Annotated in this window: 25 protein-coding genes; 9 read left to right on the top strand and 16 right to left on the bottom strand. The window is 61.0% G+C overall.

From position 1 onward, the window contains the following. The 6 genes from FW764_RS08115 to cpaB are packed head-to-tail and all read right to left on the bottom strand — an operon-like array spanning nt 1 to nt 6,408. A complete protein-coding gene (locus tag FW764_RS08115) occupies nt 1-894 on the bottom strand; it encodes a type II secretion system F family protein (RefSeq protein ID WP_446433493.1) in 894 nt (297 codons plus the stop codon). A gap of 1 nt (nt 895) precedes the next feature. Beyond that, nucleotides 896-1,777 carry a type II secretion system F family protein gene (locus FW764_RS08110; protein WP_446433492.1) on the bottom strand — a complete coding sequence of 294 codons (882 nt, stop codon included), beginning with the start codon at nt 1,775-1,777 and terminating at the stop codon, nt 896-898. A gap of 13 nt (nt 1,778-1,790) precedes the next feature. Further along, a complete protein-coding gene (locus FW764_RS08105) occupies nt 1,791-3,059 on the bottom strand; it encodes a CpaF family protein (protein ID WP_446433491.1) in 1,269 nt (422 codons plus the stop codon). Continuing rightward, on the bottom strand, nt 3,056-4,249 hold the full coding sequence (locus FW764_RS08100) for an AAA family ATPase (RefSeq protein WP_446433490.1): 1,194 nt from the start codon (nt 4,247-4,249) through the stop codon (nt 3,056-3,058). Before FW764_RS08100 ends, FW764_RS08105 begins: the two co-directional genes overlap by 4 nt. After that, nucleotides 4,246-5,466, bottom strand: coding sequence for a type II and III secretion system protein family protein (locus tag FW764_RS08095; protein ID WP_446433489.1), 1,221 nt, complete (start codon nt 5,464-5,466; stop codon nt 4,246-4,248). Before FW764_RS08095 ends, FW764_RS08100 begins: the two co-directional genes overlap by 4 nt. Before the next feature lie 15 nt (nt 5,467-5,481). Then, complete coding sequence (gene cpaB / locus FW764_RS08090; protein ID WP_446433488.1) at nt 5,482-6,408, bottom strand: Flp pilus assembly protein CpaB; 927 nt, start codon at nt 6,406-6,408, stop codon at nt 5,482-5,484. Nucleotides 6,409-6,740: 332 nt separating this feature from the next. Here cpaB and FW764_RS08085 point away from each other — a divergent pair, with 332 nt between their 5' ends. The 3 genes from FW764_RS08085 to FW764_RS08075 all read left to right on the top strand — a co-directional run bounded on the left by FW764_RS08085 (nt 6,741) and on the right by FW764_RS08075 (nt 7,671). Continuing rightward, nucleotides 6,741-6,935 carry a Flp family type IVb pilin gene (locus FW764_RS08085; protein ID WP_083355440.1) on the top strand — a complete coding sequence of 65 codons (195 nt, stop codon included), beginning with the start codon at nt 6,741-6,743 and terminating at the stop codon, nt 6,933-6,935. A gap of 73 nt (nt 6,936-7,008) precedes the next feature. Further along, the gene (locus FW764_RS08080; RefSeq protein ID WP_446433487.1) at nt 7,009-7,203 is read left to right on the top strand and encodes a Flp family type IVb pilin; all 195 of its coding nucleotides are present in this window, start codon (nt 7,009-7,011) and stop codon (nt 7,201-7,203) included. Between the two features lie 60 nt (nt 7,204-7,263). After that, on the top strand, nt 7,264-7,671 hold the full coding sequence (locus tag FW764_RS08075; RefSeq protein WP_083355439.1) for a response regulator: 408 nt from the start codon (nt 7,264-7,266) through the stop codon (nt 7,669-7,671). Nucleotides 7,672-7,817: 146 nt separating this feature from the next. On the opposite strand, the gene FW764_RS08070 is transcribed toward FW764_RS08075, so the two are convergent. From FW764_RS08070 to FW764_RS08055, 4 genes are all read right to left on the bottom strand, one after another. After that, nucleotides 7,818-9,500: a ShlB/FhaC/HecB family hemolysin secretion/activation protein gene (locus FW764_RS08070; protein WP_446433486.1), complete on the bottom strand. Its 1,683-nt coding sequence runs from the start codon at nt 9,498-9,500 to the stop codon at nt 7,818-7,820. Between the two features lie 183 nt (nt 9,501-9,683). Beyond that, entirely contained in the window at nt 9,684-11,285 is a 1,602-nt protein-coding gene (locus FW764_RS08065; protein ID WP_446433485.1) for a collagen-like triple helix repeat-containing protein, read from the bottom strand. Nucleotides 11,286-11,585: 300 nt separating this feature from the next. Then, nucleotides 11,586-12,434, bottom strand: a complete 849-nt coding sequence (locus FW764_RS08060) for a MaoC family dehydratase (RefSeq protein WP_446433484.1) — start codon at nt 12,432-12,434, stop codon at nt 11,586-11,588. A 2-nt stretch (nt 12,435-12,436) separates the two neighbouring features. Continuing rightward, a complete protein-coding gene (locus FW764_RS08055; RefSeq protein ID WP_446433483.1) occupies nt 12,437-13,789 on the bottom strand; it encodes a 3-oxoacyl-ACP reductase in 1,353 nt (450 codons plus the stop codon). A 114-nt stretch (nt 13,790-13,903) separates the two neighbouring features. On the opposite strand from FW764_RS08055, the gene FW764_RS08050 reads away from it, so the two are divergent. Together FW764_RS08050 and FW764_RS08045 are read left to right on the top strand one after the other, a co-directional pair. Next, nucleotides 13,904-15,181, top strand: coding sequence for an acetyl-CoA C-acetyltransferase (locus FW764_RS08050; protein ID WP_446433482.1), 1,278 nt, complete (start codon nt 13,904-13,906; stop codon nt 15,179-15,181). A gap of 135 nt (nt 15,182-15,316) precedes the next feature. Continuing rightward, a complete protein-coding gene (locus FW764_RS08045; RefSeq protein ID WP_446433481.1) occupies nt 15,317-16,216 on the top strand; it encodes a PA4780 family RIO1-like protein kinase in 900 nt (299 codons plus the stop codon). 97 nt (nt 16,217-16,313) lie between these two features. Here FW764_RS08045 and cueR read toward each other — a convergent pair whose 3' ends face one another. The 3 genes from cueR to FW764_RS08030 form a co-directional block, all read right to left on the bottom strand. Further along, nucleotides 16,314-16,715, bottom strand: a complete 402-nt coding sequence (gene cueR, locus FW764_RS08040; protein WP_446433480.1) for a Cu(I)-responsive transcriptional regulator — start codon at nt 16,713-16,715, stop codon at nt 16,314-16,316. After that, nucleotides 16,712-18,913, bottom strand: a complete 2,202-nt coding sequence (locus FW764_RS08035) for a heavy metal translocating P-type ATPase (RefSeq protein WP_446433479.1) — start codon at nt 18,911-18,913, stop codon at nt 16,712-16,714. The genes cueR and FW764_RS08035 overlap by 4 nt, the downstream gene beginning before the upstream one ends. 66 nt (nt 18,914-18,979) lie before the next feature. Then, on the bottom strand, nt 18,980-19,360 hold the full coding sequence (locus FW764_RS08030) for a hypothetical protein (protein ID WP_446433478.1): 381 nt from the start codon (nt 19,358-19,360) through the stop codon (nt 18,980-18,982). A gap of 147 nt (nt 19,361-19,507) precedes the next feature. On the opposite strand from FW764_RS08030, the gene FW764_RS08025 reads away from it, so the two are divergent. Both FW764_RS08025 and FW764_RS08020 read left to right on the top strand, forming a co-directional pair. After that, on the top strand, nt 19,508-19,705 hold the full coding sequence (locus tag FW764_RS08025; RefSeq protein WP_446433477.1) for a heavy-metal-associated domain-containing protein: 198 nt from the start codon (nt 19,508-19,510) through the stop codon (nt 19,703-19,705). Between the two features lie 87 nt (nt 19,706-19,792). Next, complete coding sequence (locus tag FW764_RS08020) at nt 19,793-20,986, top strand: multidrug effflux MFS transporter (RefSeq protein ID WP_446433476.1); 1,194 nt, start codon at nt 19,793-19,795, stop codon at nt 20,984-20,986. A 9-nt stretch (nt 20,987-20,995) separates the two neighbouring features. Here FW764_RS08020 and FW764_RS08015 read toward each other — a convergent pair whose 3' ends face one another. From FW764_RS08015 to FW764_RS08005, 3 genes are all read right to left on the bottom strand, one after another. Beyond that, nucleotides 20,996-21,178, bottom strand: a complete 183-nt coding sequence (locus FW764_RS08015) for a hypothetical protein (RefSeq protein WP_017134711.1) — start codon at nt 21,176-21,178, stop codon at nt 20,996-20,998. A 144-nt stretch (nt 21,179-21,322) separates the two neighbouring features. After that, nucleotides 21,323-22,336: a zinc-binding alcohol dehydrogenase family protein gene (locus FW764_RS08010; protein WP_446433475.1), complete on the bottom strand. Its 1,014-nt coding sequence runs from the start codon at nt 22,334-22,336 to the stop codon at nt 21,323-21,325. A 25-nt stretch (nt 22,337-22,361) separates the two neighbouring features. Then, nucleotides 22,362-22,655 carry a putative quinol monooxygenase gene (locus tag FW764_RS08005; RefSeq protein ID WP_094951764.1) on the bottom strand — a complete coding sequence of 98 codons (294 nt, stop codon included), beginning with the start codon at nt 22,653-22,655 and terminating at the stop codon, nt 22,362-22,364. Nucleotides 22,656-22,773: 118 nt separating this feature from the next. Between FW764_RS08005 and FW764_RS08000 the strand changes: the two genes are divergently transcribed. After that, nucleotides 22,774-23,703: a LysR family transcriptional regulator gene (locus FW764_RS08000; RefSeq protein ID WP_446433474.1), complete on the top strand. Its 930-nt coding sequence runs from the start codon at nt 22,774-22,776 to the stop codon at nt 23,701-23,703. Between the two features lie 133 nt (nt 23,704-23,836). Next, a complete protein-coding gene (locus FW764_RS07995) occupies nt 23,837-24,523 on the top strand; it encodes an ArsR/SmtB family transcription factor (protein ID WP_446433473.1) in 687 nt (228 codons plus the stop codon). Nucleotides 24,524-24,584: the final 61 nt, after the last annotated feature.

Here is a 24,584-nt window from a genome sequence, read left to right as displayed (position 1 = left end):
TCATAAGTTACTCAGGGCCCGGGTGATGCCGATGAAGGCGGGCCCCCCAAGCACGATCAGCAAGGCAGGAAACAAAAACACCATCATCACCACCGACATTTTTGCCGACATCTTCGACACGAACTCCTGGATCCGTGTGAGGCGTCGGTCGTCGAGTAATTGCTTGAGCGACAGCAACGACTTCATCGCCCCGCCGCCTTGCTGGATCAGTTGCTGGAGGATGGTGCAGGTGTCGGTGAATTCGTCCACGGCCAAGAGCATGGCGGTCTTGCCCAGCTCCTCGCTCAGCTCCAGGCCCGAGTCGACCCGTGACAGGATCAGGCGCAGTTCATAGGTCAGCGCTGGCAGCAGGCGTTGCGCTTCAACGCTTAGTACACGCAGTGCCTGTTCAACCGCCATGCCCGACTCGAACAGGATGCGCAGCAGCGGAATGAAGGTCGATACCTCACGAGAGATGCGTTGCTGGCGCGCCTTAGCGGCCCTGGCCAGGATGCGCTTGGGCAACAGGTAGCCGATGCCCAGGGCCAGCAGGGGTGCCAGCCACGGCGAGGCGACGTTGGGAAACAGCAGCTCTTGGGCCACCACTGTAATGATCAGCAGTAACAACGGCGTACCCACTTGGACGGCGGCGAACATCGAGCGCTGGTTGGCTTGGCGCCAGCCGACGCGGTTGAGCAGGATCTGGGTTTCGTTGTCCAGGCTCACCGAGCGTTGCGCGAGCGGGCTGCTGCCCAGTTGCCGCATCAGCGTGCCGAGCGTGTGTTCGCGCCCCATCTGGCCTTGCAAGCGTTGGGCAACCAGGCGCTGGCCGCGGCGGTGCTTCATCAGGTTGGCCAGCACCAATCCCAGGGCGGCGATGAACAGTACAGCGCTGATCAGCAGTGCAATAGCCATCTCATACGCTCCGCAACATGCGCCACAAGGTGAAGCAGCCCAGCAGCTGCATCACCAGCGCCACGAACAACAGGATGCGCCCGGTGCCGTCGTTCCACATGGTCATCAGGTACGCGGGGTTCACCGCCAGGAAGTAGCCGATCATTGAGATCGGCAGGGCGGTGAGCACATAGGCGGTCACGCGGGTTTCGCCGGTCAAGGCCCGCAGTTGGCGGGCGGCTTGCTCGCGCTCGCGGATCATTTTGATCAGGTTCTCCAACAGTTCGCTGGCGTTACCGCCATAGCGGTGGTTGACCTTCAAGCCCAGGGCGAACAGGCGAAACTCGTCGCGCTCGTAGAACTCGGCAAAGTCGTGGGCCGACTCCGGCAGGCTTACGCCCAGTTGCACGTTGCGCTGAATACGGCCCATGGCTGTTTGCAACGGGTCTTGCGTGATGTCGATGCCGCCGAGTACCGCGTCGGCCAGTGTGCGCCCGGCCTTGAGGCTGCGCACGGTGTGGTCGAGCAATTGCGGCAGTTGTTCGATCATGCGCTTGATGCGCCGTTGATAGCGCCAGGCGATATACAGGCGCAGCCCCAGGGGCGGCAACACCAGCATCACCAGCAGGCCCATCCAACTGGCAACCAGCAACCCCAGCGCCGCGCCGAGGGCCCAGGCTGCCAGCCATAGGCTGAGGTTATCACTGGGTTTGCCCAGACCTGCGCGCAGGAACATGCGTTCTACGCCGCTCCACTGGCTGTTCTCCTCGACGAGCTGCGGCTGGCCTTCGGCAAGGCGGCCCAGCACGCGCTCGGTCTGGGCGCGGCGCAAACCGTTCTGGAAGGAGCGAATCGATAGGCCGATCAGGATCAGGCAGATGAGCAGCAGGATGGCCCCAGTCATGCTTGCGCCTCCTTCAAGGCAGTGTCGGTTCGCGGCGCAGTTTTTCACCGGCCGGGTTGACTGCCTCGCGCAGAAAGCCGAAGCCGGTACGCCGGTCATGGCGGAACAGGGTGTTGGTCACGTACACGTCTTCACGGATGCCCACCACCTCGACCACTTCGCTGACGCAACGACGGCCATCCGGCAGGCGGGTCAGTTGAATCACCACATCCAGGGCAGCGCAGATCATTTGCCGCAGGGTTTTTTCGGCCACCACGCGTCCGGTCAAGCCCACCAATGTTTCCAGGCGCAGCAAGGCATCGGCCGCATTGTTGGCGTGCACGGTACTCATGGAACCGTCGTGGCCAGTGTTCATGGCCGTCAGTACGTCGAGCACTTCCACGCCGCGGATCTCACCGAGAATGATGCGGTCGGGGCGCATCCGCAAAGCGTTGCGGATCAGGTCGCTGGCCTTGACCTCACCGTGGCCCTCGGCATTCGGCGGGCGGGTTTCCAGGCGCACGACGTGAGGGTGGCCCAGTTGCAGCTCGGCGACGTCTTCGATGGTTACCAGGCGCTCATGCGGGTTGATCAACTGACTGAGGATGTTCAGCAGCGTGGTTTTACCGGTGCCGGTGCCGCCGCTGATCAGGATGTTGCAGCGCTTGCCCACCGCCTCCTGGAAGAAGTCGAAGATATTCTGGTCGATGGTTTGCATGGCCACCAGGTCGCTGCTCTTGAGCATGTCCTTGCGAAACTTTCGAATCGACAGGCACGGCCCGTCCAGGGCAATCGGCGGAATGATCGCGTTGACCCGGCTGCCATCGGGCAGGCGCGCATCGACCATCGGCGACGACTCGTCCAGGCGCCGCCCCAGGGGCGCGAGGATGCGTTGCATGACGCGCTCCACGTGGTGCGCGTCAATGAACCGCAGATCACTCTGGTGCAGCAGACCCTCACGCTCGATAAACACCCGGTGCGGGCCGTTGACCAGGATTTCTGTCACCGACGGGTCGCGCAGCAACACTTCCAGCGGGCCAAAACCGGTCAGCTCGTCGACGATTTCTTCGGCCAGGCGCTCCATCTCATAACGGGAAATCGCCAGGTGCATGCGGTTGATGTACTCGGCGACTTTGTCGATGACAAATTGCGCCAACAGCGGGCGTGAGCCCTCCAGCAGATTCTTTCCCGACTCTTCGATGGCATCGATGATGTAGCGATGCAACACCAGTTTCAGCCCGTCGTGGTCGGTGTTGCCACCGACACTGCGAGTGGGGGTGCCGAAGAGATTTTCGCCGTTCATTTACCCGTACCCAGCAGGCGTTCAAACCAGTTATGTGAGGGTTTTTTCATGCCTTCCGAACGTTTCGCCAAACGTTCGCCCAGGGTTCTCATGCCTTGAGTGAGGGGGTCTCGCGGCGCCAGGGCGAACAAGGTTTGCCCCTGGTTTTTCGCGTTCAGGCGTACCTCCGGGCTTAGTGGCAATACGGCGATCACCTCCAGCCCGAAGCTCTTGCCCAAGGCCTCGGAATCGGGCGCGCAGCTTTTGATATAGCGATCGACCAACAGCTTGGCATGCTCCAGTTTCAAACCCTTTTCGCGCCACTGGTTCAGCGCGGCAAGGTTGCGACGGCAGTCCAGCACGCTTTGATCGGTGCACCACAACAACTTGTCGCAGTGGCTGACAAAGGTGCGCAGCGCTTCGCTGTCTTGCTGGCCGGTGACGTTCACCACAATATGTTGGAAGTGCTGGCGCAAGGCGCTGAGCAGCATGTACAGCTCGGCAGCGCTGGTCTGTTCCAAGGGCTCATCATTGGCGGCGTAGGCGAGGATGCGCAGGCCGTCCTCGGCTGAGGTGAAAGCACTGTTGATTAAGGTGGCATCCAACCGCCGCAAATGCCGCAGGGCATCGCCGAAGTTGAACGAGCTTTCGAGCCCCAGCAGCGCCAGGCTGTCACCCCGTGGCAGACCCAGGTCGAGTAGCAGGGTTTGCTGGCCGCTCTTTTGTACGACCAACGCCAGGTGGCTGGTGAGCAGCGCACCGTCGGCGTTGCTTTGGGTGCCGTACAGCACGGTGAGGCCGCCCAGTTGAGTGTGGGTAGTGACGGGTGGCAGGCGTTTGTTCAGGCGTCGCACCAGCCCGGCTACTTCGCTGGAACGTGAACCGTAGGCGACAAAATCCCGCGCGCCGGCACGCATCGCATTGAGCACCAATTGGTTGTCCATACCGTCACCGAGGGCGACGATGGCCAACATCGGCTTGGCTTCCAATGCGCCTTCGATCAGCGCGCTTTGGGCCACCACGTGCTCGCGGTCGAGGCCGACAAACACAAGGGTGGCGAAGGTCACATCGACCAACGCCAGCAACTCGTCCAGGTTACCGCTGCCGGCGCTGACCACTTGGCCAAGCGGTGCCAGCGCGCCCTGCAGCCACTCCAGGTCGGTGGTATTGCGGGTGATTGCCAGGTAAGTCTGGTTCAGGCTATCGCTCATTGGGACAACCCATTGTTACGGTCGAAATTGCCGTTTTCCAAGAAGTATAGGCGGTACCAATTCGGGTCATAGTTGCGCAGGTTCTCGCCGGGCAAGGACGGCAGCTGGGCGTTGGCGGCCAGCGGCTGCACCAGGTGCGGGGTGACGATCATCAGCAGTTCTTTGTCTTGGCGGTTGACCGACGAGTCGCGAAAGAATGCGCCCAGAATCGGGATGTCACCCAGGCCAGGAAACTTGCTGATACTGGTGGTGTTGTTGCTGCTGATCAGGCCGCTGATCACGAAGCTTTCACCATCGGCCAGGGATACGCTGGTGTCGGTGCGGCGGATGGTCAGGGCCGGCACTTGGATGTTTTGAATGGTCACTGCGTTGGTGTAATCCAGCTCGCTGACTTCCGGCGCCACTTTGAGGGAAATCCGGTTGCGGTCGATAACGGTGGGGGTCAGGGTCAGGCGAATGCCGAACTCTTTGTACTCGATGGAAATAGTGTTACTGCCGCTGCTGGGCACCGGGATCGGGATCTCGCCACCGGCCAGGAAGGTCGCACTTTGCCCGCTCATCGCGACCAGGCTTGGACGCGCCAGAGTGTAGGCAAAGCCGCTGCTTTCCAGGGCGTTGATCATCGCGGAAACACGTCCGCCGCCGAAGCCGATGTTGAACTGGTCCGCACTCACCGGCAGCTTGAAGGTGCTGGATGTGGGGAACAACAGGTTGGGGCTGCCAAGGAAAAAGTTCTTACCCATGCCGAGGATTTTGGTGCTGGCTTCCTTGAGCTTGGTGCGGCTGACCTCTACAAAACGGATGTCGGTCTGCACCTGGCTGGGCAGCGAAGGGTCGTCCGCTGGCGCCAATGACAGGCTAGTCAGGGCTGCCGTGGCCTTACCCTTGACGAACACCATGCTCTGGCGCGGCGTGTTGGAGCACGCGGTCCAGACCATCAGGCTGGTAGTGCCTGGGGCGATGCCGGTCAGCAGGAAGCCACGGTCGCCATTGAGATGGACATCGGCGATTTTCGGGTCGCCAATCGCCAGACGAGTGATCGCCAGCGGTGACTGCAGTTCTTGTTGCAGACCCTCGCCTACCGAGAGCGCGGCGGGTAACTGACCCAGACTGCCGCAGTTGCCTGTGGCGGCCATGGCCAGGCCCACAGACAGGTTCGACAGCAGCAGGGCGCAGGCGATTTTCAGCGTGAACACCGGTGCGAAACGTCGGGTCATGCACAGCATCCTTGTTCAGTCGGGCGTTTGTTGGGTGGCTTGGTTGCCGCGTATCACCTCGACACCTGCGCGGCGCGGCGTGCTCTGGGCGAGCTTTTTCGGGGCTTGGGCGAAGGCCAGTTGCGTGAACTGGTAGAGGTCGCGGTTGGCGCTCTGCAGCTTGTTCGGCGCGTCGCTTTCGCCAGCCCAGTAGTGGCTGAGCAGGCGCTCCTCGCTGCTGCGCACGGCGAGGCGCAAAGTGCCAGCCTGGGAGGCCAGCATCAGTCGGCTCAGCAGTTGCTCGGGCACCGCAAGCACGACGGTGCGAGAGGGCGCGCGGCGTTGGGCTTTCTCTTCGGCGGTCATCGCGGGAGGGGAGGCGGGGGTGCCGTCGTTGGTCAGCCCCATTTGATCGCCGACACTGAGCAAGCGCATGGCGGGGACGACCACTTGGGCGGATTGTTCGAGGTTGGCGGTGTCCTGGCGCAGGTACAACAGCACGTCTACATAGTCGCCGGGGCTCAACTGCCCGGCCGCGCCGATCACTTCATCGACGGCCACTGCCAGGGCGCGTTCGTCCGGGCGAATCATGCGCGCCAAGGGGCCACCGGGGGTGAAGCTCTCTTCGTTGAGCCAGGTGCCAGCCTGCAGGGCACGCCACGGTGTGCGGCCGATGGCCTGGTCGACACTGGTCATGCTGCCGGCCGGCACGGTGCGTAATTTTTCGACGGTAAGGTCAGCCGCATTCAGGGCCACAAAAGGCGGCACATCGTGGGCCAGTACTACCACCGGTTGGCGGGTCTGGTCTTCCACCACGGCGACGGCTTTTTCGACAGGAGCGGCTTGGGGCGGCGGTGGCGCTGCCGGAGTAGGTGCACGGCTGAGGACAAACCCCCAATAACCGGCAAACAGCGCACCGATCAACAGCACACCAGCCAGAATCATGCTCAGACGCGTGTTCATGACGGCTCTCCTTTTCCCGTTGCACCACAACCCGTCTATCCGAACAGGTCAATTACGCAACCCGGCTGCTATGAACAGTGGACTAACTATTTCGCTATTTGAAGGTAGTTCAGCTAGGACGAAATGCCATTACTGACAGATAAATTTCTTTGTGCAGCCCTAACTTGACGTGAAAATCACGGTTTTAATGCGCCCGTAAAGCACCCACTACTTTGTGATTAATTCGTTCTTACAGTTGTGAGGGTGGGGTTTGTTGACAATGCTCAAGTGGCACATCGCAATTACTGTGCAGCACCGAGCTAGGGCGCTTGGCCGCCCAGGGAGCAGTCCTTATGATCCTCGATCTGTTGATTAGAATTCACGTCCAACTGCAGTTGCTTTTTCAGCGTAAAGACGGCGCGACGGCGATTGAATATCTCATTCTCGTGGCGATTGTAGCGTTGGTGATACTGGCAGCTGGCACAACGCTAAAACCTCAGATCACTGCGTTCTTCGACAAGATCACCACCGCCGTTACGCCACCGTAAAATCGCAAGGTATCTGACGACTGTGCAGTGCCTTACTATTGACTAGGCGCAGAGGCGCCAGAGGAGCCTTATCATGATCCTTGATCTTTTGATGAGATGTTGCGTTCAACTCCAGTTGTTCTTCCGTCGCAAAGACGGTGCAACGGCGATTGAGTACCTCATCCTCGTCGCAATTGTAGCGCTGGTGATACTGGCAGCAGGGACTACGCTGTCTCCTCAGATCAGTGCGTTGTTTACAAAGATCACGACAGCCATAACGCCAACGTGACCTTGTAGACGGCATTCTGTGAGTACCTTTGTTATTGATTAGCAACGCCAGGTAGTACCCATGAATGCTGCAGCTGCACCTTTTCGCCAACAAATCCTGTTGGTGGACGACGAAGAAGATGCCCTCGTAGAACTGGCGGAGTCGCTGGAGAACGAGGGCTTCGTTTGTTTTACCGCCACCTCCGTCACTTACGCGTTGCAGGAGTTGACCCTGAACCCGGACATCGCGCTGGTCATTACCGACCTACGCATGCCCGAGGAAAGCGGCATCTCCCTGATCAAGCGCCTGCGCGAACACACTGATCGCCAACACTTGCCGGTGATCGTGATGTCAGGTCATGCCGAGATGGATGACGTCAGCGATATGCTGCGTCTGCAGGTGCTGGACCTGTTTCGCAAGCCTATTTATCTAGTGCGATTGATCGACACCCTCAACAGCCTATTTCCGCTGGCCAAACATAGATTTTAAGCGCGAGCTCTCTGTAGCAAGCGAGCTTGTTTTGGGCGCTGACTTGTTTGTGGCCAGCGGGCTTGCCTGTGGGCGGTGGGCTTCCTGTGGCAAGCCCGTTCGCAACAGGAGACTGCCGTCCCTAACAAGCGAGCCGCCACAAATACTCACAGTTGGTAGCTGAAACTCAGCGTGTACCGCGGCCGCCGGTTGAAGCTATCTAGGGCGATGTCCGACATCGGCTTGGCCGCTTCAAGGGCAATGTTGTAGTACTTATTGTCGCCAAAGCGCAGCCCCACGGCCGCCGATGACATGTCATTGCTTTTGACCGGCAGCTCGTTGAACCAGGTCTTGGCGCGGTCGAGCACCACATAGGGTTGCAGGACCTTCACCCAATTGCCGGCACGGTTGAAACTGTAGTTGACCTCATACGCCACGCCCCAACCCTTGTCGCCCGAGCCCTGGTCATCGGGGTAGCCGCGGCCGAAGTTCTGCCCGCCGAACGTAGCGCGTTCACTGTCGGGCAACGTGTTGTCGCTCCAGTAGAACGCACCCGATAGCACGCCTTGCCAGTTATCGAAAAATTTGTCGCTCTGCACGCCCGACAGACGTAGGCGAAAGAAGTCCAGGTCAGGTTTCGTTCCTTCCAGATCACTGCGGGTAGTGGCGCCCAAACCGTTGATGCCTTGGTACACGCCGGCGCTCAGAATGCGCAATTGCCGAGTGTCGGACTTGCGCCAGTCGCCCTCGAACGCCAGCGCACGCAAGTTGGTTTCGATGTCGAAACGGTTGGGGTAGCCCACCAGTTGATAGCGGGTGGTTTGGTCCACCGCGTACAGGCGCGTGCCCAAGGTCAACGATTCGTTAGGTGAAGCAATCAGTGGGTGGCTGAGGCCGATGGTGTAGCGGTCGATCGCCTGGTGCGGCTTGAGCTCGAAGCCGCCATCGAGTTGGATGTTGCTTTTGGGGTCGGCGCGATAACGCTCCGCGCCAAGCGCCAGTTGGCTGCCTTCGGCATTGATGAATTGGCTGTAGCCCAAGCGGTAGTAATGCTCTTTGTCATCGCCCGGCGGGAACAGGCCGCTGATGTTCAACTGCTCGCCCATAGCTGTCTGTGAGTTGCTGGTGGCGGTGAGCAATGCTTGCGTGCCGCCACGGTTTTTGTCGACCAGGCTCATGCTGGTGGTAAATGGCTTGCGGGTGGCCTGGATGACCATGTGCGTGCCGCCATCGGTGGTGCCTGGCGGTGGCACTTGCGCCTGCAACGTTACGCCGGGAATACGGCCCATGAGCGTGGTATAGCGTTCAAACGTCTTGCGGGTGAGAGGGCGTTCGGCCAGCAGTTTATTCGCCAGCTTGTCGACGTACGCCGACACCGAGCCGATGTCGCCGCTTTGTTGATAATCCTTGATGTAACCCTCCACCAGCACCACACGCACCAGGCCGTTTTCGAAGGTCTGTTGCGGCAGAAATGCGTAGGACAGCAGGTAGCCGTCGTCCTGGTAGCGCCGCGTAATGCTGCGGGTGGCTTCGATCAGTTGCGCGAGGTTGGTCTCATGGCCAATCAGCGGCGCGTAGGCCTTGGCTGTCTCGTCGAGCGGGTAGATGGTGCCGCCCTCGATTTGCAGCTTGCGGATGGTGACCTTGGTGTCCATCAACAAGGGCTGGCCCTGGGTAGCAGGCGCTTCGGGTACTTGGGTCTGAGGTGTGACCGATCGATAGGCGTCGGCGGGAAGGTTGGGCACCGGCAGGTTACGTATGGTGTCGTTGCTGTTGAGGAAGCTGGGAAGGGTCTCGGCCTGGACGTAGGCGCTGAGGGTTAGCACTAACAACGGCGTCAACACGCGCATAGGACACTCCTTGGTCAAACTGCAGCAGCATTTCGGGCCCGCCGGGTTCTGGGACGCGGTTCGGGAGGGCAAGGCATTAGGGTTAAAACCAGCCCATAAAAAAGACGAGAGACTTATAGGGTCTCTCGTCTCAACCAAGCGTAGGCGCTGTAGGGGAGGCCGTCTAATCGGCCAGGTGCAATTCTATTTTTTGCCTGTCAGGCCATTCAACAAACCTCCCAGACCGCCACTGGTGCCAGTGCTTGCACTGCCGCTGGCCGAGCCACTGGCGCCGACGCTCAAGCCACCGAGCAAGCCGCCACCGCCGCTGGTGCCCCCGGTGACCAAACCACCCACCGAGCCCACCGTGTTGCCAACCGCCGATACGGTGGTGCCCAAGGTGTTAGTGATCGGGTTGGCGTTGGCCGCGGTCAGGTTGGCGCCGATACCGCTTACTGCACCGCCGACTTGAGTGACCAGGCCGTTGACGGGAGCGCCGATGCCCGCGGTGGTGCCGATGTTTTGCGTCAGGCTGGCGACACCGGAGGTCACAGGGTTCAGCGCTGCGCCGACGTTAGTGGCCAAGCCTGCTACCGGCGAGGTGGCGGCGGTGTTGGCGACGCCGGTACCGCCGATGATAGTGCCGAGGGAGGCGACGGTGTTGCCCAGTGCGCCACCAGTGACACCTGCTGCGCTGACGGTGCCGTTGGTGTTGCCGATATTCAGGCCGTTACCCACGTTGGCGACCAAGCCGCCGACAAGCTCAGGCAGGCCGGAAGCTGGGGCGCTGGACGCTGGATTCACATAGCCGCTGGACTTATCAAACGTGGTGCCGACACCCGTCAAGACGCCGCCTACGACTGTGCCCAGAGGGTTGCCTGTACCACCGGCGCTGGCGACTTGGCCGCCAAGGCCTGTGACGGTGGCACCGACTTTATCCAGCACGCCACCGACCGGGTTGCCCAAGCCACTCGCTCTGCCGAGATTGCCGGTGGTGTTTTCCACCAGCGACACCACAGGCACCAGTACTTTGCCGCCAAGCGTGTTGGTCACTGAGCCCAGCGGGCCGGTGGTACTGGCGGTGCTGAGGGTGTCGCCGAGCATGGTCACGGCCTCGCCGACTTTATCCACCAGGCCACCTGCTGCGGTGCCTACGCCGCCGGTCAAGCCGCCGACAACCGGAATGCCACCTAATGTAGTACCCAGGGATTTGCCGGTGTTCGATACGCCGGTGCCCAAGTCGGCGACGCCGTCACCTACGCCTGCGACGGTAATGCCCAGTGAATTGCTGTTGGTGCCCAGCGAGCCCAGGCCCGCAGTCACGCCGGTACCGATGCTGGTCACGGCTTTGCCGGTCGCAGTAACCAGGCCACCAGCGGTTACGCCGACGATGGGCACGTCGGTCAGGGTCGAACCCAGGTCGCCCACTGCTGCGCCGACATTACCGACGGTGGTGCCCAGGGTGCCGACAACCTGGCCAGTGACTAGCGGAGTCGTCGAGCCCGTGCCGCCGCCCGTGCCACCGCCGGTTCCGCCACCAGTACCACCGCCCGTGCCGCCACCGGTTCCGCCGCCAGTACCACCGCCCGTGCCGCCACCAGTTCCGCCGCCAGTGCCGCCGCCAGTACCACCATCCGTACCGCCGCCGGTACCACCACCGCTTCCGGCTCCCGCGTCAGGGGACGAGGCTGCCACGCTGCTGTGATGTCCGCCGCCACCGCTGCTGCAACCACCGAGGCTCATCGCCATGATCAGGGCCAGCGCGGTACTTGCTTTCCATAGCACTACTTGAGTTTGAGTTTTCATGATTGAGTTCCCTTGCACCTGTACAACCTTGGTTGTTTCAAACGCTCGTTACTTCTTGGGTAGCGATACGTTTGTCCGTGTGGCTATAACAGACCCGGGGGCTTTTTCTCGCAACGCTCAACTTGGTATTAATAACTTATATACGGGGCTTCCGGCAGCGCTTAGCGACTAATGCCAAGGGTGTAGGGTGAGGATGTATCAAGATGTATATATTAATTATATCAGTGAGTTAAATAAAAAAGCGGACGGGGTAAGGTCCGCTATAACTTAGTGTGTATATATACAATTAATCAGTGTTTTTCAGGCGATGGGTTGCCACTTGCCGACCATATGCTCAATGTCACCTGATCCCTTTAATAGCAACTCACCGCTGGCGCCGGGCGCTCGGGCTAATAGTGTTACTTCACTGGGCAAACGCACGGGCTTCTTGAACTCAACGACTATTTCAATGTTGGCAGCCGGTAAGTGTTCACCCAGGACTGCGAGGGTATGCGCGTTGTTCCACAACCCATGAGCAATGGCTTGAGGGAAGCCGAATAGCTTGGCGGTCAGCGCGCTCAAATGGATAGGGTTGTAATCGCCGGACACACGGGCGTAGCGACGGCCGATATCGGCGGGTGCTTTCCAGCGGGTCAGTTCGTTGACCTGTGTGGGGCTGGGCAATGTGTCATCCGTTGGTTCGCCGTCTAGCTTCACACCCCGGCAGAGCATTTGGCTTTCAGCTTCCCACAGCAGGCCGAGGGAGTCCTCGAGAGTGGTCACCACTTCAAAGGTCGCACCTTTGGCGTGCGGCCTCAGGTTCTGCGTGTGCACAGTAACCGTCACCTCGCTGACAGCGCCCAGCGGCCGATGGATACGGATACGGTTACGCAGGTGAATCAGCCCCAGCAGCGGGAACGGAAAGTTTTTTGCGGTCAGCAATTGCATCTGTAGGCCGAACGCCAGGATATGCGGGTAAGTGGCCGGTAGGATGGGGCTGTCGGCAAAGCCGCAGACGTTACGATAGGCCGCCACATCCTTCGGATTGACACTCACCTGGCAGCGCAACCCCTGCTCGGGCAAGGTGCTGCCGGTGATCTTGCGCTTGAGTGCTGCGCGCCAATACAGCGGCGGCAGAAACGGGGTACTGCCTAAGGTCTGCCATTGCATGCTTATGCTCCCAGCAGGCTTTGCCCACAAACCCGCAACGCTTGGCCGCTGACCGCGCCGGAACCCGGTTGACCGAGCCAGGCCACCGCTTCGGCGACGTCCTGCGGCAAGCCGCCCTGGCCCAGTGAACTCATACGCCGCCCGGCTTCGCGCAGGGCGAAAGGAATGTGCGCCGTCATTTGGGTTTCAATAAAGCCAGGCGCCACGGCATTAATGCTGATCCCCCGCTCGCCCAGCAACGGCGCCCAGGCGTGTGCCAGGCCGATCAACCCGGCCTTGCTCGCGGCATAGTTGGTTTGCCCGCGATTGCCGGCGATCCCGCTGATTGAGGCCAGCAACACCACGCGGCCGTTGTCGCGCAGGGTGGCACTGTCGAGCAGGGCCTTGGTCAGCACTTGCGGTGCGTTGAGGTTGACCGCCAGCACTGCGTCCCAGTACTCCGGGGTCATATTGGCCAAGGTCTTGTCGCGCGTGATGCCCGCGTTGTGTACCACGATGTCGATGCCGTCCGGCAGGTGTTCGATTAACTGCGTGGCCGCGTCTTCGGCGCAGATATCCAGCAATACGCTGCGAGCGCCCAGGCGTGCAGCCAGGGCTTCGAGATCGGCCTTGGCCTGGGGCACGTCGAGCACAATCACATCGGCGCCGTCACGCGCCAGCGTTTCGGCGATGGCGGCGCCAATACCCCGTGCAGCACCGGTGACCAGCGCCTTGCGCCCGGCTAGCGGGCGAGTCCAATCCTCAACCGGCGTGGCACAGGCTTGCAGACGAATCACCTGGCCCGAGATATAAGCACTTTTCGGTGAGAGGAAGAATCGCAGCGCGCCTTCCAATTGGTCTTCGGCGCCTTCGCCTACATACAACAGTTGCAACACACCACCGCTGCGCAGCTCCTTGGCCAACGAACGGCTGAAACCTTCCAGGGCCCGTTGTGCGCTGGCGGCGAACGGGTCGCTGAGACTTTCCGGCGCACGACCAAGAATCACCAGATGCGCGCTGTGGTCGAGATTCTTCAGCAGCGGCTGAAAGAATTCTCGCAGTTGCTTGAGTTGATCGGTGTGTTGCAAGTCGCTGGCATCGAATACGACCGCTTTGAGCTTTGGCCCATGGCCTGGAATCCACGCGGGCGCCCCCAGCGGCTCGGCGCCATAGCTGTAAATCGCGTCGGTGAGTTTATTGGCAAATGGCAGCACCTTGGCCGCCAGTGCGCCGCCGCCCAGCAGCAGCGCACCCTCTACTGGGCGCAGGCGGCCGGCCTGCCAGCGTTCCAGGCGTACCGGTGACGGCAGGCCAATGGCGGCGACCAGGCGATGACCGAGGCTTGAGTTGGCGAAGTCGATATAACGGTCAGACATGGAACGCTCTCCGAGTGCTGGGGTTCAAACGGTGGACCATCAAGAGGTGAAAGTCGTTCGATTGAGCCTAGGCTAGTCTCAGAGACTCACCCCACAACCTTCAGGGAGCTTTCCATGACTCAATTGCGCCGTGTAGCGATCATTGGCGGTAACCGCATCCCCTTCGCCCGCTCCAACGGCCCGTATGCCACGGCGAGTAACCAGGCGATGTTGACCGCTGCTTTGGAGGGCCTGATCGAACGCTACAACCTGCACGGCCTGCGCATCGGCGAGGTAGCTGCCGGTGCAGTACTCAAGCACTCCCGCGACTTCAACCTGACCCGCGAATGCGTGCTGGGCTCACGCCTCTCGCCGCAAACCCCGGCTTACGACATTCAACAGGCATGCGGTACGGGGCTGGAAGCGGCGCTGCTGGTGGCCAATAAAATTGCCCTGGGGCAGATCGAGTGTGGGATTGCCGGTGGCGTCGATACCACGTCCGACGCGCCCATCGGCGTGAATGAAGGCCTGCGCAAGATCCTGCTGCAAGCCAATCGCAGCAAATCCATGGCGGATAAATTAAAAACGCTGTTACAACTTCGTCCGCATCACCTCAAGCCGGAGCTGCCGCGCAATGGCGAGCCGCGCACTGGCCTGTCCATGGGCGAGCATTGCGAATTGATGGCGCAAACCTGGCAGATTCCTCGCGCCGAGCAGGATCAGTTGGCCCTGGAAAGCCATCAGAAAATGGCCGCGTCCTACGCCGAAGGCTGGCACAACGATTTACTCACGCCGTTCCTCGGCCTGACCCGCGACAACAACCTGCGCCCCGACCTGACCCTGGAGAAACTTGCCAGCCTCAAGCCGGTTTTCGAGCGCAGCGACAAGGGCACCCTCACTGCCGGCAACTCCACGCCGCTGACCGACGGCGCATCGTTGGTGCTGCTGGGCAGTGAGGACTGGGCCAAGGAGCGCGGCTTGCCGATCCTCGCCTATCTGCGTGATGGCGAAGCGGCGGCGGTGGATTTCGTCAACGGCGCCGAAGGCCTGTTGATGGCGCCGGTGTATGCAGTGCCGCGCTTGTTGGCGAGGAATGGTCTGACGCTGCAGGACTTCGATTACTACGAGATTCACGAAGCCTTCGCCGCCCAAGTGTTGTGCACGCTCAAGGCCTGGGAAGACCCCGAATACTGCCAGACCCGGCTTGGGCTTGACGCACCGCTCGGTTCCATTGACCGCCGCCGCCTTAACGTCAAGGGTAGTTCATTGGCCGCCGGGCATCCGTTTGCTGCCACTGGCGGGCGAATTGTGGCCAACCTGGCCAAGCTATTGGATGCGGCGGGCAAGGGCCGTGGGCTGATTTCGATCTGTGCTGCAGGCGGTCAGGGTGTGACGGCGATTATTGAACGCTGAACTGGGCAAAAAAAATGGCATATTGAATGCATTCTTAAGTGCCAAAGGTCGGTAGCCTCTCCCCGCGGCGGGCCGATTGCCGTATAACGAGTGCCATACGCGTGTTTGGTAATAAAGGACCCACAATAAAAGCTGATGAAGACTCCTAAACGCATTGAACCCCTGATCGAAGACGGTCTGGTCGACGAAGTGCTGCGCCCACTTATGAGTGGTAAAGAAGCAGCTGTTTATGTGGTGCGCTGCGGCAATGAATTGCGTTGCGCCAAGGTTTACAAGGAGGCGAACAAACGAAGTTTTCGTCAGGCGTCCGAGTACCAGGAAGGCCGAAAGGTCCGTAACAGCCGTCAAGCCCGGGCCATGGCCAAGGGTTCCAAATTCGGTAAGAAAGAAACCGAAGATGCCTGGCAGAACGCCGAAGTAGCGGCGCTGTTCCGCCTGGCCGGGGCGGGCGTTCGCGTGCCCAAGCCGTACGACTTCCTTGAAGGCGTGCTGTTGATGGAACTGGTGGCCGACGAGTACGGCGATGCGGCGCCACGTCTGAATGATGTCACGCTGGACCCGGATCAAGCGCGCGAATACCACGCCTTCCTGATTTCCCAGATTGTGCTGATGCTGTGTACCGGTCTGGTGCACGGTGACCTTTCTGAGTTCAACGTGCTGCTCACGCCGACCGGCCCGGTGATTATCGACCTGCCTCAGGCGGTGGATGCGGCGGGTAACAACCATGCGTTCAGCATGTTGGAGCGGGATGTGGGCAACATGGCTTCCTACTTCGGGCGCTTTGCTCCGGAGTTGAAGAAGACCAAGTACGCTAAGGAAATGTGGGCTTTGTACGAAGCCGGCACGCTGCATCCGGCCAGTGCATTGACTGGTGAGTTTGACGAACCGGAAGAGTTGGCGGATGTGGGCGGTGTGATCCGCGAGATCGAAGCGGCGCGGTTGGATGAAGAGCGTAAGCAAGCGATTCGGGCGGCGGATGATGCGCCACCGAGCAAAGCGTCGGAAGAACCTCCGCCGCCGCCTTGGATGCAGTGATCTAAACAAGGTGGCAAGGGCTGTTGTGGCGAGGGAGTCAGTTCCCTCGCCACAACAGCCCCTGCCACCTTGGTGTTGGGTTGAATCAGCTAAAGCGTCAGGCGCAACAGCTGCCCGACGCTAACTCCTTGAGAATCGGGCAATCCGGCCGATGATCACCCTGGCAGTGCTCCACCAGGTCCTGCAAGGTATCGCGCAGTTGCCCGAGCTCCAGGATCTTCTGATTCAGCTCATCAATATGCTGGCGCGCCAAGGCTTTTACGTCGGCGCTGGCCCGGTGCCGGTCTTGCCACAAGGTCAGCAATTTGCCGACTTCATCCAGAGAAAACCCCAGATCCCGTGAACGCTTGATAAACGCCAGTGTATGCAAGTCATCGGTGCCGTACACACGGTAGCCGCTGTCGGTGCGGTGGGCGGCTTTGAGTAGGCCGATGGATTCGTAATAACGGATCATCTTCGCGCTCAACCCGCTCTGGCGGGCTGCTTGGCCGATGTTCATGGGCGTTGATCCTCTACATCCTTGGGTTTCCAAGTCTTCAACAGTAACGCATTGCTCACCACGCTGACGCTGGACAACGCCATGGCCGCACCTGCCAGTACCGGGTTGAGCAGGCCGAACGCCGCCAGGGGAATGCCGACCAGGTTATACACAAAGGCCCAGAACAGGTTCTGGCGGATTTTGGCGTAGGTCTTGCGACTGATCTCCAGTGCCGCCGGCACCAGGCGCGGATCGCCGCGCATCAGGGTGATACCGGCCGCGTGCATCGCCACGTCAGTGCCGCCACCCATGGCGATGCCGATATCTGCAGCAGCCAGGGCCGGGGCGTCGTTGATGCCGTCGCCGACCATCGCCACCACGCCGGTTTTTTTCAATTCGGCGACGGTGGCGGCTTTGTCGGCCGGCAGCACTTCGGCGTGTACATCGTCGATGCCCAGCGCCTCGGCCACCACGCGGGCGCTGCCGCGGTTGTCACCGGTGAGCAAGTGGCTGCTGATGTGCCGGGCCTTGAGTTGCTTCACGGCCTCCAGTGCGCCGGGCTTGAGCGTGTCACCAAAGGCAAACAGCCCCAGCACGCGCGCTTGCGGGCCCTGTTCGATCAGCCAGGACAAGGTGCGGCCTTCGGCTTCCCAGGTCTTGGCGGAACCGGCCAGGTCACCCGCGCTCATGCCGCTTTCTTCCAGCATGCGGTGGTTGCCCAGGGCCAGTTGCCGACCGTCGAGTGTGCCTGCGATGCCGCGCCCGGTGAGGGATTGGCTGGCAGTCACATCCTTCACACTCAAGCCTTGCTCGCTGCAGGCATCCAGCACCGCCTTGGCCAACGGGTGTTCGCTACCGCGCTGCAGTGCGCCAGCCTGTTGCAGCAGCCAAGCCTCATTGCCATCCACCGCCGCCAAGTGCGCAATTTTTGGCGCGCCGGAGGTGAGGGTGCCGGTCTTGTCGAACACCACGGCGCTGACGGCGTGGGCACGCTCCAAGGCTTCAGCGTCTTTGATCAGGATGCCGTAGCGCGCGGCGACCCCGGTGCCAGCCATGATCGCGGTCGGCGTGGCCAGGCCCAAGGCACAGGGGCAGGCGATTACCAGCACCGCGACGGCATTAATGATCGCGGTTTCCAACGAAGCGCCATACAGCCACCAGCCCACCAGCGTGATCAACGCCAAGACCAGCACGGCAGGCACGAACACCTGGCTGACTTTATCCACCAGCTTCTGGATCGGCGCCTTGGCGGCCTGGGCGTCTTCCACCAGCCGGATGATGTGCGCCAACACACTTTCGGCGCCCAAGGCCTCGGTGCGCACCAGCAAGCGGCCCTCACCGTTAATGGCGCCACCGGTGACTTTGTCGCCCGGCTGTTTCGGCACCGGCAGGCTTTCGCCGCTGATCAAGGCTTCGTCAGCATGGCTTTGGCCGTCCACTACTTCGCCATCTACCGGGAAGCGCTCGCCGGGTTTGACCAGCACCAGGTCATCAAGCTTTAACGCACTGATGGCGACGTCTTCTTCGCGGCCATCAAACACGCGAATCGCCCGCTCCGGGCGCAGGGCTTCAAGGGCGCGGATGGCGCTGGCGGTCTGGCGTTTGGCGCGGCTTTCCAGGTATTTACCGAGCAGCACCAGGGCGATCACCACGGCCGAGGCTTCGAAATACAGGTGCGGCACGCTGCCAGCGGGGGCGGTGAGCCATTCATAGATGCTCAGGCCGTAACCCGCGCTGGTGCCGATTGCGACCAGCAGGTCCATGTTGCCGGCAGCGGCGCGCAGGGCTTTCCATGCGGCTATATAGAAGCGCGCGCCAAAAATGAATTGCACCGGCGTGGCCAGGGCGAACTGCACCCAGGCGGGTAGCATCCAGTGCAGGCCGAAGGGCTCCGCCAGCATCGGCAGCACTAACGGCAGCGCCAGCGCAATTGCCAGCAGCAACGACCAACGCTCGCGATGCAGGCGTTGGGCCTGATTGGCGTCGGTGACGGTTTCGCTCTGTGGCAGGGTGGCGGTGTAACCGGCCTTGTCGACGGCGGCGATCAAGATGCCGGGGTCCATCGGGCCCAGCACGTCGATGTGCGCGCGTTCGTTAGCCAGGTTGACGCTGACACGTTGCACTCCCGGCACCTTGCCCAGTGCGCGTTCGACACGGCCGGCACAGCTGGCACAGGTCATGCCACTGATGGGCAGGTCAAACGTGGTGGATCCATTCATGGGGCAGTCCTCCAAGAGACGTTGCCCCTAGGATCAACCTTGACCTGTGGGGAAGGTCAAGCGCCTTCAGTATTCCAGTGCGGCGGGTTTCAGGTACATGCCATCCGCCCCTTGGGCGATCCGCAACTTGCGCACTTCGCCGGCCTTCAGCGTGATGTTTTGCGCTGGCGGCGCCAGCATGCCCGGCAAGCAACCGGCCGATTGCCCCGGCAACAGTTTCAAGCGCAGTGACACATCGCCCGCCGGCAAGTTGAACGACGTGGCCTGTTCCTGGAACAGGCGCCCGGCCAACTGGTCCTGAATGTACAGGCCGATCTCGCAATTGGTTGGCACTTCCAAGCGTTCGCGGGAAATGATCAGCACCGCATAGTCTTGATCTGCGCTGGCCTGGGGCGCAACGGCAGACAAGCTCAACAGGCCGACAAGGGCAAAAAACGACCAGCGCATGGCGAATGCTCCATGGTTCATATCTAAGATGGATGAAGCTTGGCCGAGGCGGCGGCCGAATACCAGCCCGGCCGAAACTTTCAGCGCTTGACCTTGCCATCGTGGCAAGGCCAAAACTGGCCTTAACCTCATCAAAGGAGTCATGTCATGCAAGTATTCAGCGTTGAAGGAATGACCTGCGGCCATTGCGTTCGAGCGGTAACCCAGGCGGTGCAGAGCCAAGACCCGGCGGCCCGCGTCAACGTCAACCTGGCGGCCAAAGAAGTCGGTGTTGAAAGTAATCTGTCTGCCGAGCAGATCATCAGCCTGATCACCGAAGAAGGCTACAGCGCCAAGCTCGAGTAAATTTTCTGATAGTTAGCGAGCTAACGTAATGTTCAGGGCACCCAAGCGCGGCTAGACTGTCAGGCTGTCGACTCACTTGGGTGTCTGATGAACCTCCGCATAATCCTTATCCTGGGCGCCTTGAGCGCCTTCGCGCCGTTGGCGATCGACTTTTACCTGCCGGGCTTTCCGGCCATGGCCACGGCTTTCGCCACCGACGAAAAACATATCCAGCTGACGCTCGCGGTGTATTTCGGCGGCCTGGCCATCGGCCAATTGATCTACGGCCCGCTGGCGGACCGCTTTGGTCGGCGCGTGCCGCTGCTCAGTGGCGTGACCTTGTTCACTGTGGCGTCTTTTGCCTGCGCCTACGCGCCGTCCCTGGATTGGCTGATCGGTGCACGTTTCGTGCAAGCGCTTGGCGGCTGCGCGGGCATGGTGATTTCGCGTGCAGTGGTGAGCGACAAATGTGACGCCGTGGGTTCGGCCAGGGTGTATTCGCAACTGATGCTGGTCACCGGCCTGGCGCCGATCCTTGCGCCGCTGGCGGGTGGGGTGATGGTTGGGTTGTGGGGTTGGCAGTCGATTTTTCTGGCGTTGTCGATATTCAGTGTGATGGCCGCTATCGCCGTAACGGTCGGCTTGCCGGAAACCTTTCCGGCCCATCTGCCACGCCAACCTTTGTCCGGCTCCCTGCGCCGTTACGGCGCGCTGTTGTCCGACCGGGTTTACCTTGGCTACGCCCTGACCGGCGGTATTTCGATTGCCGGGATGTTTGCCTACATCGCCGGTTCACCGTTCGTCTTTATCAAACTGTACGGCGTGCCGGCCGAGCATTACGGCTGGCTGTTCGGCTCCAACGCGGCCGGTTTCATCCTGGTTGCGCAACTGAATGCACGGTTGTTGGCCAAACGAGGTCCAGCGTTTTTGCTGTCGCGTACCGTGTGGGTCTACATAGTGGCGGCGCTGTCGCTGCTGGGCATTGCGGCCTTGCGCACCGAGGCCTTGTGGCCATTGCTGGTGCCGCTGTTTATCTGCATCGCGAGCTTAGGCTGCATTTTGCCCAACACCTCGGCGTGCGCCATGAGCGGGCAGGGCGCGCGCGCCGGTAGCGCGTCGGCACTGCTCGGCTGCATTCAGTTTAGTGTGGCGGCAGGTGCGGCGTCTTTGGTTGGCGTGTTGCACGACGGCACAGCGATGCCGATGGCGATGGTCATCAGCTTGTGCGGTGTATTGGCCGTGACCATTGCGATGTCGACCCAGCGCTTGCAACGGGCGCGGGCCGTACAAGCGCAGGGTTGAGGTGTTTGATCAGCCAGCGGCGGAGCGTTGCTGGCTGAGGGGAATGCGGTGGGGCGCTTGAATGCGGGCTTGCAGGGTGTCGGCAAAGGCACGGGCCTCGGCCTCACTGCGGAAGGTAAAGGCGTCACCGTCGAGGCTGACCTGCCATTTATTGCCGGGGGATTTTGCTAACGCTCTTATCAGGATCTTCATTGCTGACTTCCTCACGTAAAAGAATCGTGGCAAAGGCGGCCAATATAAACCCGAATGCGTTCACAAATATGACAAAGATCAACTCTCTGACTAATGGTGTCGTCCATTACTCACAGGAATAAAAGACGACACCGGCAGACGTTTTCAGAAACCTTCCAGCACGATCTTGCCCTTGGCCTTGCCGCTTTCTAGCAGCGCGTGGGCACGGCGCAGGTTCTCGGCGTTGATTACACCGAAGTGCTCGCCAACCGTGGTTTTAAGCGTGCCGGCATCGATCAGTTCGGCCACACGGTTGAGCAGGTTGTGCTGTTCGATCATGTCCGGCGTCTCGAACATCGAGCGCGTGTACATGAATTCCCAGTGCAACGACAGGCTCTTGCGCTTGAGCTTGCTGACGTCCAGCGCTTTGGGGTCGTCGATCAGTGCCAGTTTGCCTTGCGGCTCCAGGGCCTCCACCAGTTGGTCCAGGTGGTGATCGGTCTGGGTCAGGCTGGCAACGTGAGTCACGTGTGAGTGGCCGGCGTTTTTCAGCGCTTCGCTCAGTGGCTGGCTGTGATCGATCACCAAGTCAGCACCGAGTGCCTTGGCCCATTCCTGGGTTTCCGGGCGCGAGGCAGTACCGATGACTTTCAGCGCGGTCAGTTGGCTGGCCAACTGGGTCAAGATCGACCCCACGCCCCCGGCGGCACCAACGATCAGCAGGCTCTGGCCTTCATCCTCTTTACCTTCACGGACCTGCAGGCGCTCGAACAGCAGTTCCCAGGCAGTGATAGCGGTCAGCGGCAGCGCGGCAGCTTCGGCAAACCCCAGGCTCTTGGGCATGTGGCCGACGATGCGTTCATCTACGGTGTGCAGTTCGCTGTTGCCGCCCGGGCGTACCAGGGAGCCAGCGTAGAACACGTGGTCGCCAGCCTTGAACAGCGTCACGTCGCTGCCGACGGCCTTGACCACACCGGCCACGTCCCAGCCCAGCACCTTGGCTGCACCCTTTTCCGGGGCGACGTTCTGGCGCACCTTGGTGTCCACCGGGTTGACCGAGATGGCTTTGACTTCCACCAGCAGTTCGCGCGGGCCAGCGACCGGTTCCGGCAGTTCGATGTCTTGCAGGGCTTTGACGTCAGTGATTGGCAGTGAATTGTAGTAGGCGATGGCTTTCATGAAGGCTCCGGAAAAAGGGCGGTAATCAGGCAAGAAATTTCAGGCGCTTGAGTTCGAAGTGTTCGATCACATCAGCGGCCTTGGCGCGGAAGCTCTGGATATGCGCGCTCTGGTCGTGGTCAGCCAGCGCCGCGTCGTCGCTCCAGCGTTCGAGCATGTAGAAGGTTTCGGGGTGTTGCAGGTCCTGATGCAAGTCGTACTGCTCGCAACCGGCTTCCAGGCGGGTCGGTTCCAGCAGGCCGCGCAGCAGGGTTTCCAAGGTGGCTTGTTGGCCGGGTTTGGCGATCAGCGTGGCGATGACGTTAAAGGCAGCGGACATATTCAACTCCTGGCACGTGATGAACGGGACGGGCAGATGATTGGCTATTTCCCGCGCAGATAAAAGCCGCTAAAACAGCAGTCTGTTTCAATAAATTCTTGATAATGGGCGGGAATGCATGCTGCGTTTTGATGATTTGCAGTTGTTTGTGCGTGCGGCCGACTTGGGCAGTTTGTCCGCGGCCGCGCGGGTTATGGACCTGTCGCCCGCGGTGGCCAGCGCGGCGCTGAAGCGCATCGAGCAGCAACTGGGCACGCGCTTGCTGGCACGTTCCACCCGCAGCCTGCGTCTGACTGCCGAAGGTGAAGGGTTTCTGGAATACGCCCGCGCGGCGCTGGGTTCGCTGGACGAAGGGCGACGCTTATTGGCCAGCGGCCAGGACCACGTCAGCGGCATGCTGCAGCTGTCGGCGCCGTCGGACTTCGGCCGCAACCAGTTGTTGCCGTGGCTGGATGAGTTTCAACGTGAATACCCGCAACTGACCGTGCGCCTGCTGCTGGGCGACCGGATTGCCGATCTGTTCCGCCAGCCGGTGGACATTGCGCTGCGTTATGGCGAGCCCGAAGACTCCAGTCTGATCGCGCTGCCCATCGCCCCGAACAATATTCGCGTGCTGTGCGCCGCGCCCAGCTACCTCGCGCGGCATGGCGAGCCGCGCCACCTGGAGCAACTGGCCCAACACAATTGCCTGCTGTACATGCTCGGCAGCCGCGTGCATGACCATTGGAGTTTTCACGACGGCAAGCGCGAGGTCAGCCTGACGGTGAGCGGTGACCGCTTCAGTGACGACGCTGATGTGGTTCGTCGCTGGGCTGTGGCGGGTGTCGGCATCGCCTACAAGTCCTGGTTGGATGTGAGCTGCGACGTGCTGGCCGGGCGCTTGCGTGTGATCCTGCCGGAGCTGCGCGGCGAGCGTACGCCGCTCAATCTGCTGTGCGCCCACCGTGCGCAATTGAGCAAACCTATCAACCTGCTGCGCGAAATGCTCGTGGCCCGTTGTGCGACGTTGACGGCGCAATCACCAGATCGATTGAACGCTGGGCAATAGCCTCCACCAATGCAGGAAACTTCACTCAGATTCTGTCCCTATCCGCGCTGTCAGGCGCCTCGGAGCGGGCGGTTTGCGCCCCTATACTTTGGTTCCAACCGCAGCAGATAAATGATTAACAAGGAGTGAATACATGGACGCAGCACCTTGCATCAGTCACATCGCCAGCTTGCTCTGCGAGCCCAAGCGCACCGCCATGCTTTGGGCCTTGATGGATGGATCGGCCAAATCTTCAGAGGAGTTGGCGATGCTGGCCGGGCTGTCGCCAGCATCGGCCATCGCGCATTTGTCGCGGCTCACCGGGGGCGGTTTGCTGCGGGTCGAGGCCCAGCGTGGCAAACGCTTGTTTCGTGTGGCGGCTGCCGATGTCAGCGCGGCCATCGACGCGTTAGCCAGTACCACCATGGCCAGTGCCGTGCGCAGCATGCCGGATGTTTTGCCGCCGGCTTTGCTGGCACCCGCGTCACTGCGCCACGCGCGGTTATGCCACGGCCACCTGGGCGGCGAGTTGGCGGCGGGGCTTTATCTGCGAATGCTGGAGGCCGGCTGGATCGACCGTCATGAGCAGCGTACCGATGTCACCCTCGCGGGAATGCGGCACCTGGCTCAATTGGGCATTTTTACCCAAGCGTTGGCCGCGCCCTTGGCTTGCGACTGTTTTGACTGGAGTCAGCAGCAACCACATTTGGGTGGCGCATTGGGCGCGGGGCTGCTGCAACTGTTTTTGCAGTCCGGCTGGATCAGCTCGGTCAACGCGTCTCACGCGTTGTTGGTCACCGACATTGGGCGGGTGGAGATCAACCGGCTGGCCGCGTTGTAGGCGCGCAATGGTCGTTCAGAGTTTCAGTCAGGTCGCATCCAGCAATTAGCGGTGTAAATGA

The sequence above is a fragment of the Pseudomonas sp. 1152_12 genome, assembly GCF_052850675.1.
This window is presented reverse-complemented; position numbering and strand designations above follow the sequence as displayed.

What these genes read in the sequence shown, in the direction of transcription:
- FW764_RS08015 (WP_017134711.1), bottom strand. Translation starts at nt 21,178, where the DNA reads ATGAAGATCCTGATAAGAGCGTTAGCAAAATCCCCCGGCAATAAATGG.
- FW764_RS08070 (WP_446433486.1), bottom strand. Translation starts at nt 9,500, where the DNA reads ATGCGCGTGTTGACGCCGTTGTTAGTGCTAACCCTCAGCGCCTACGTC.
- FW764_RS08010 (WP_446433475.1), bottom strand. Translation starts at nt 22,336, where the DNA reads ATGAAAGCCATCGCCTACTACAATTCACTGCCAATCACTGACGTCAAA.
- FW764_RS08100 (WP_446433490.1), bottom strand. Translation starts at nt 4,249, where the DNA reads ATGAGCGATAGCCTGAACCAGACTTACCTGGCAATCACCCGCAATACC.
- FW764_RS08020 (WP_446433476.1), top strand. Translation starts at nt 19,793, where the DNA reads ATGAACCTCCGCATAATCCTTATCCTGGGCGCCTTGAGCGCCTTCGCG.
- FW764_RS08050 (WP_446433482.1), top strand. Translation starts at nt 13,904, where the DNA reads ATGACTCAATTGCGCCGTGTAGCGATCATTGGCGGTAACCGCATCCCC.
- FW764_RS08055 (WP_446433483.1), bottom strand. Translation starts at nt 13,789, where the DNA reads ATGTCTGACCGTTATATCGACTTCGCCAACTCAAGCCTCGGTCATCGC.
- FW764_RS08035 (WP_446433479.1), bottom strand. Translation starts at nt 18,913, where the DNA reads ATGAATGGATCCACCACGTTTGACCTGCCCATCAGTGGCATGACCTGT.
- FW764_RS08060 (WP_446433484.1), bottom strand. Translation starts at nt 12,434, where the DNA reads ATGCAATGGCAGACCTTAGGCAGTACCCCGTTTCTGCCGCCGCTGTAT.
- cpaB (WP_446433488.1), bottom strand. Translation starts at nt 6,408, where the DNA reads ATGAACACGCGTCTGAGCATGATTCTGGCTGGTGTGCTGTTGATCGGT.
- cueR (WP_446433480.1), bottom strand. Translation starts at nt 16,715, where the DNA reads ATGAACATCGGCCAAGCAGCCCGCCAGAGCGGGTTGAGCGCGAAGATG.
- FW764_RS08085 (WP_083355440.1), top strand. Translation starts at nt 6,741, where the DNA reads ATGATCCTCGATCTGTTGATTAGAATTCACGTCCAACTGCAGTTGCTT.
- FW764_RS08110 (WP_446433492.1), bottom strand. Translation starts at nt 1,777, where the DNA reads ATGACTGGGGCCATCCTGCTGCTCATCTGCCTGATCCTGATCGGCCTA.
- FW764_RS08030 (WP_446433478.1), bottom strand. Translation starts at nt 19,360, where the DNA reads ATGCGCTGGTCGTTTTTTGCCCTTGTCGGCCTGTTGAGCTTGTCTGCC.
- FW764_RS08080 (WP_446433487.1), top strand. Translation starts at nt 7,009, where the DNA reads ATGATCCTTGATCTTTTGATGAGATGTTGCGTTCAACTCCAGTTGTTC.
- FW764_RS08065 (WP_446433485.1), bottom strand. Translation starts at nt 11,285, where the DNA reads ATGAAAACTCAAACTCAAGTAGTGCTATGGAAAGCAAGTACCGCGCTG.
- FW764_RS08105 (WP_446433491.1), bottom strand. Translation starts at nt 3,059, where the DNA reads ATGAACGGCGAAAATCTCTTCGGCACCCCCACTCGCAGTGTCGGTGGC.
- FW764_RS08115 (WP_446433493.1), bottom strand. Translation starts at nt 894, where the DNA reads ATGGCTATTGCACTGCTGATCAGCGCTGTACTGTTCATCGCCGCCCTG.
- FW764_RS07995 (WP_446433473.1), top strand. Translation starts at nt 23,837, where the DNA reads ATGGACGCAGCACCTTGCATCAGTCACATCGCCAGCTTGCTCTGCGAG.
- FW764_RS08025 (WP_446433477.1), top strand. Translation starts at nt 19,508, where the DNA reads ATGCAAGTATTCAGCGTTGAAGGAATGACCTGCGGCCATTGCGTTCGA.
- FW764_RS08005 (WP_094951764.1), bottom strand. Translation starts at nt 22,655, where the DNA reads ATGTCCGCTGCCTTTAACGTCATCGCCACGCTGATCGCCAAACCCGGC.
- FW764_RS08075 (WP_083355439.1), top strand. Translation starts at nt 7,264, where the DNA reads ATGAATGCTGCAGCTGCACCTTTTCGCCAACAAATCCTGTTGGTGGAC.
- FW764_RS08045 (WP_446433481.1), top strand. Translation starts at nt 15,317, where the DNA reads ATGAAGACTCCTAAACGCATTGAACCCCTGATCGAAGACGGTCTGGTC.
- FW764_RS08000 (WP_446433474.1), top strand. Translation starts at nt 22,774, where the DNA reads ATGCTGCGTTTTGATGATTTGCAGTTGTTTGTGCGTGCGGCCGACTTG.
- FW764_RS08095 (WP_446433489.1), bottom strand. Translation starts at nt 5,466, where the DNA reads ATGACCCGACGTTTCGCACCGGTGTTCACGCTGAAAATCGCCTGCGCC.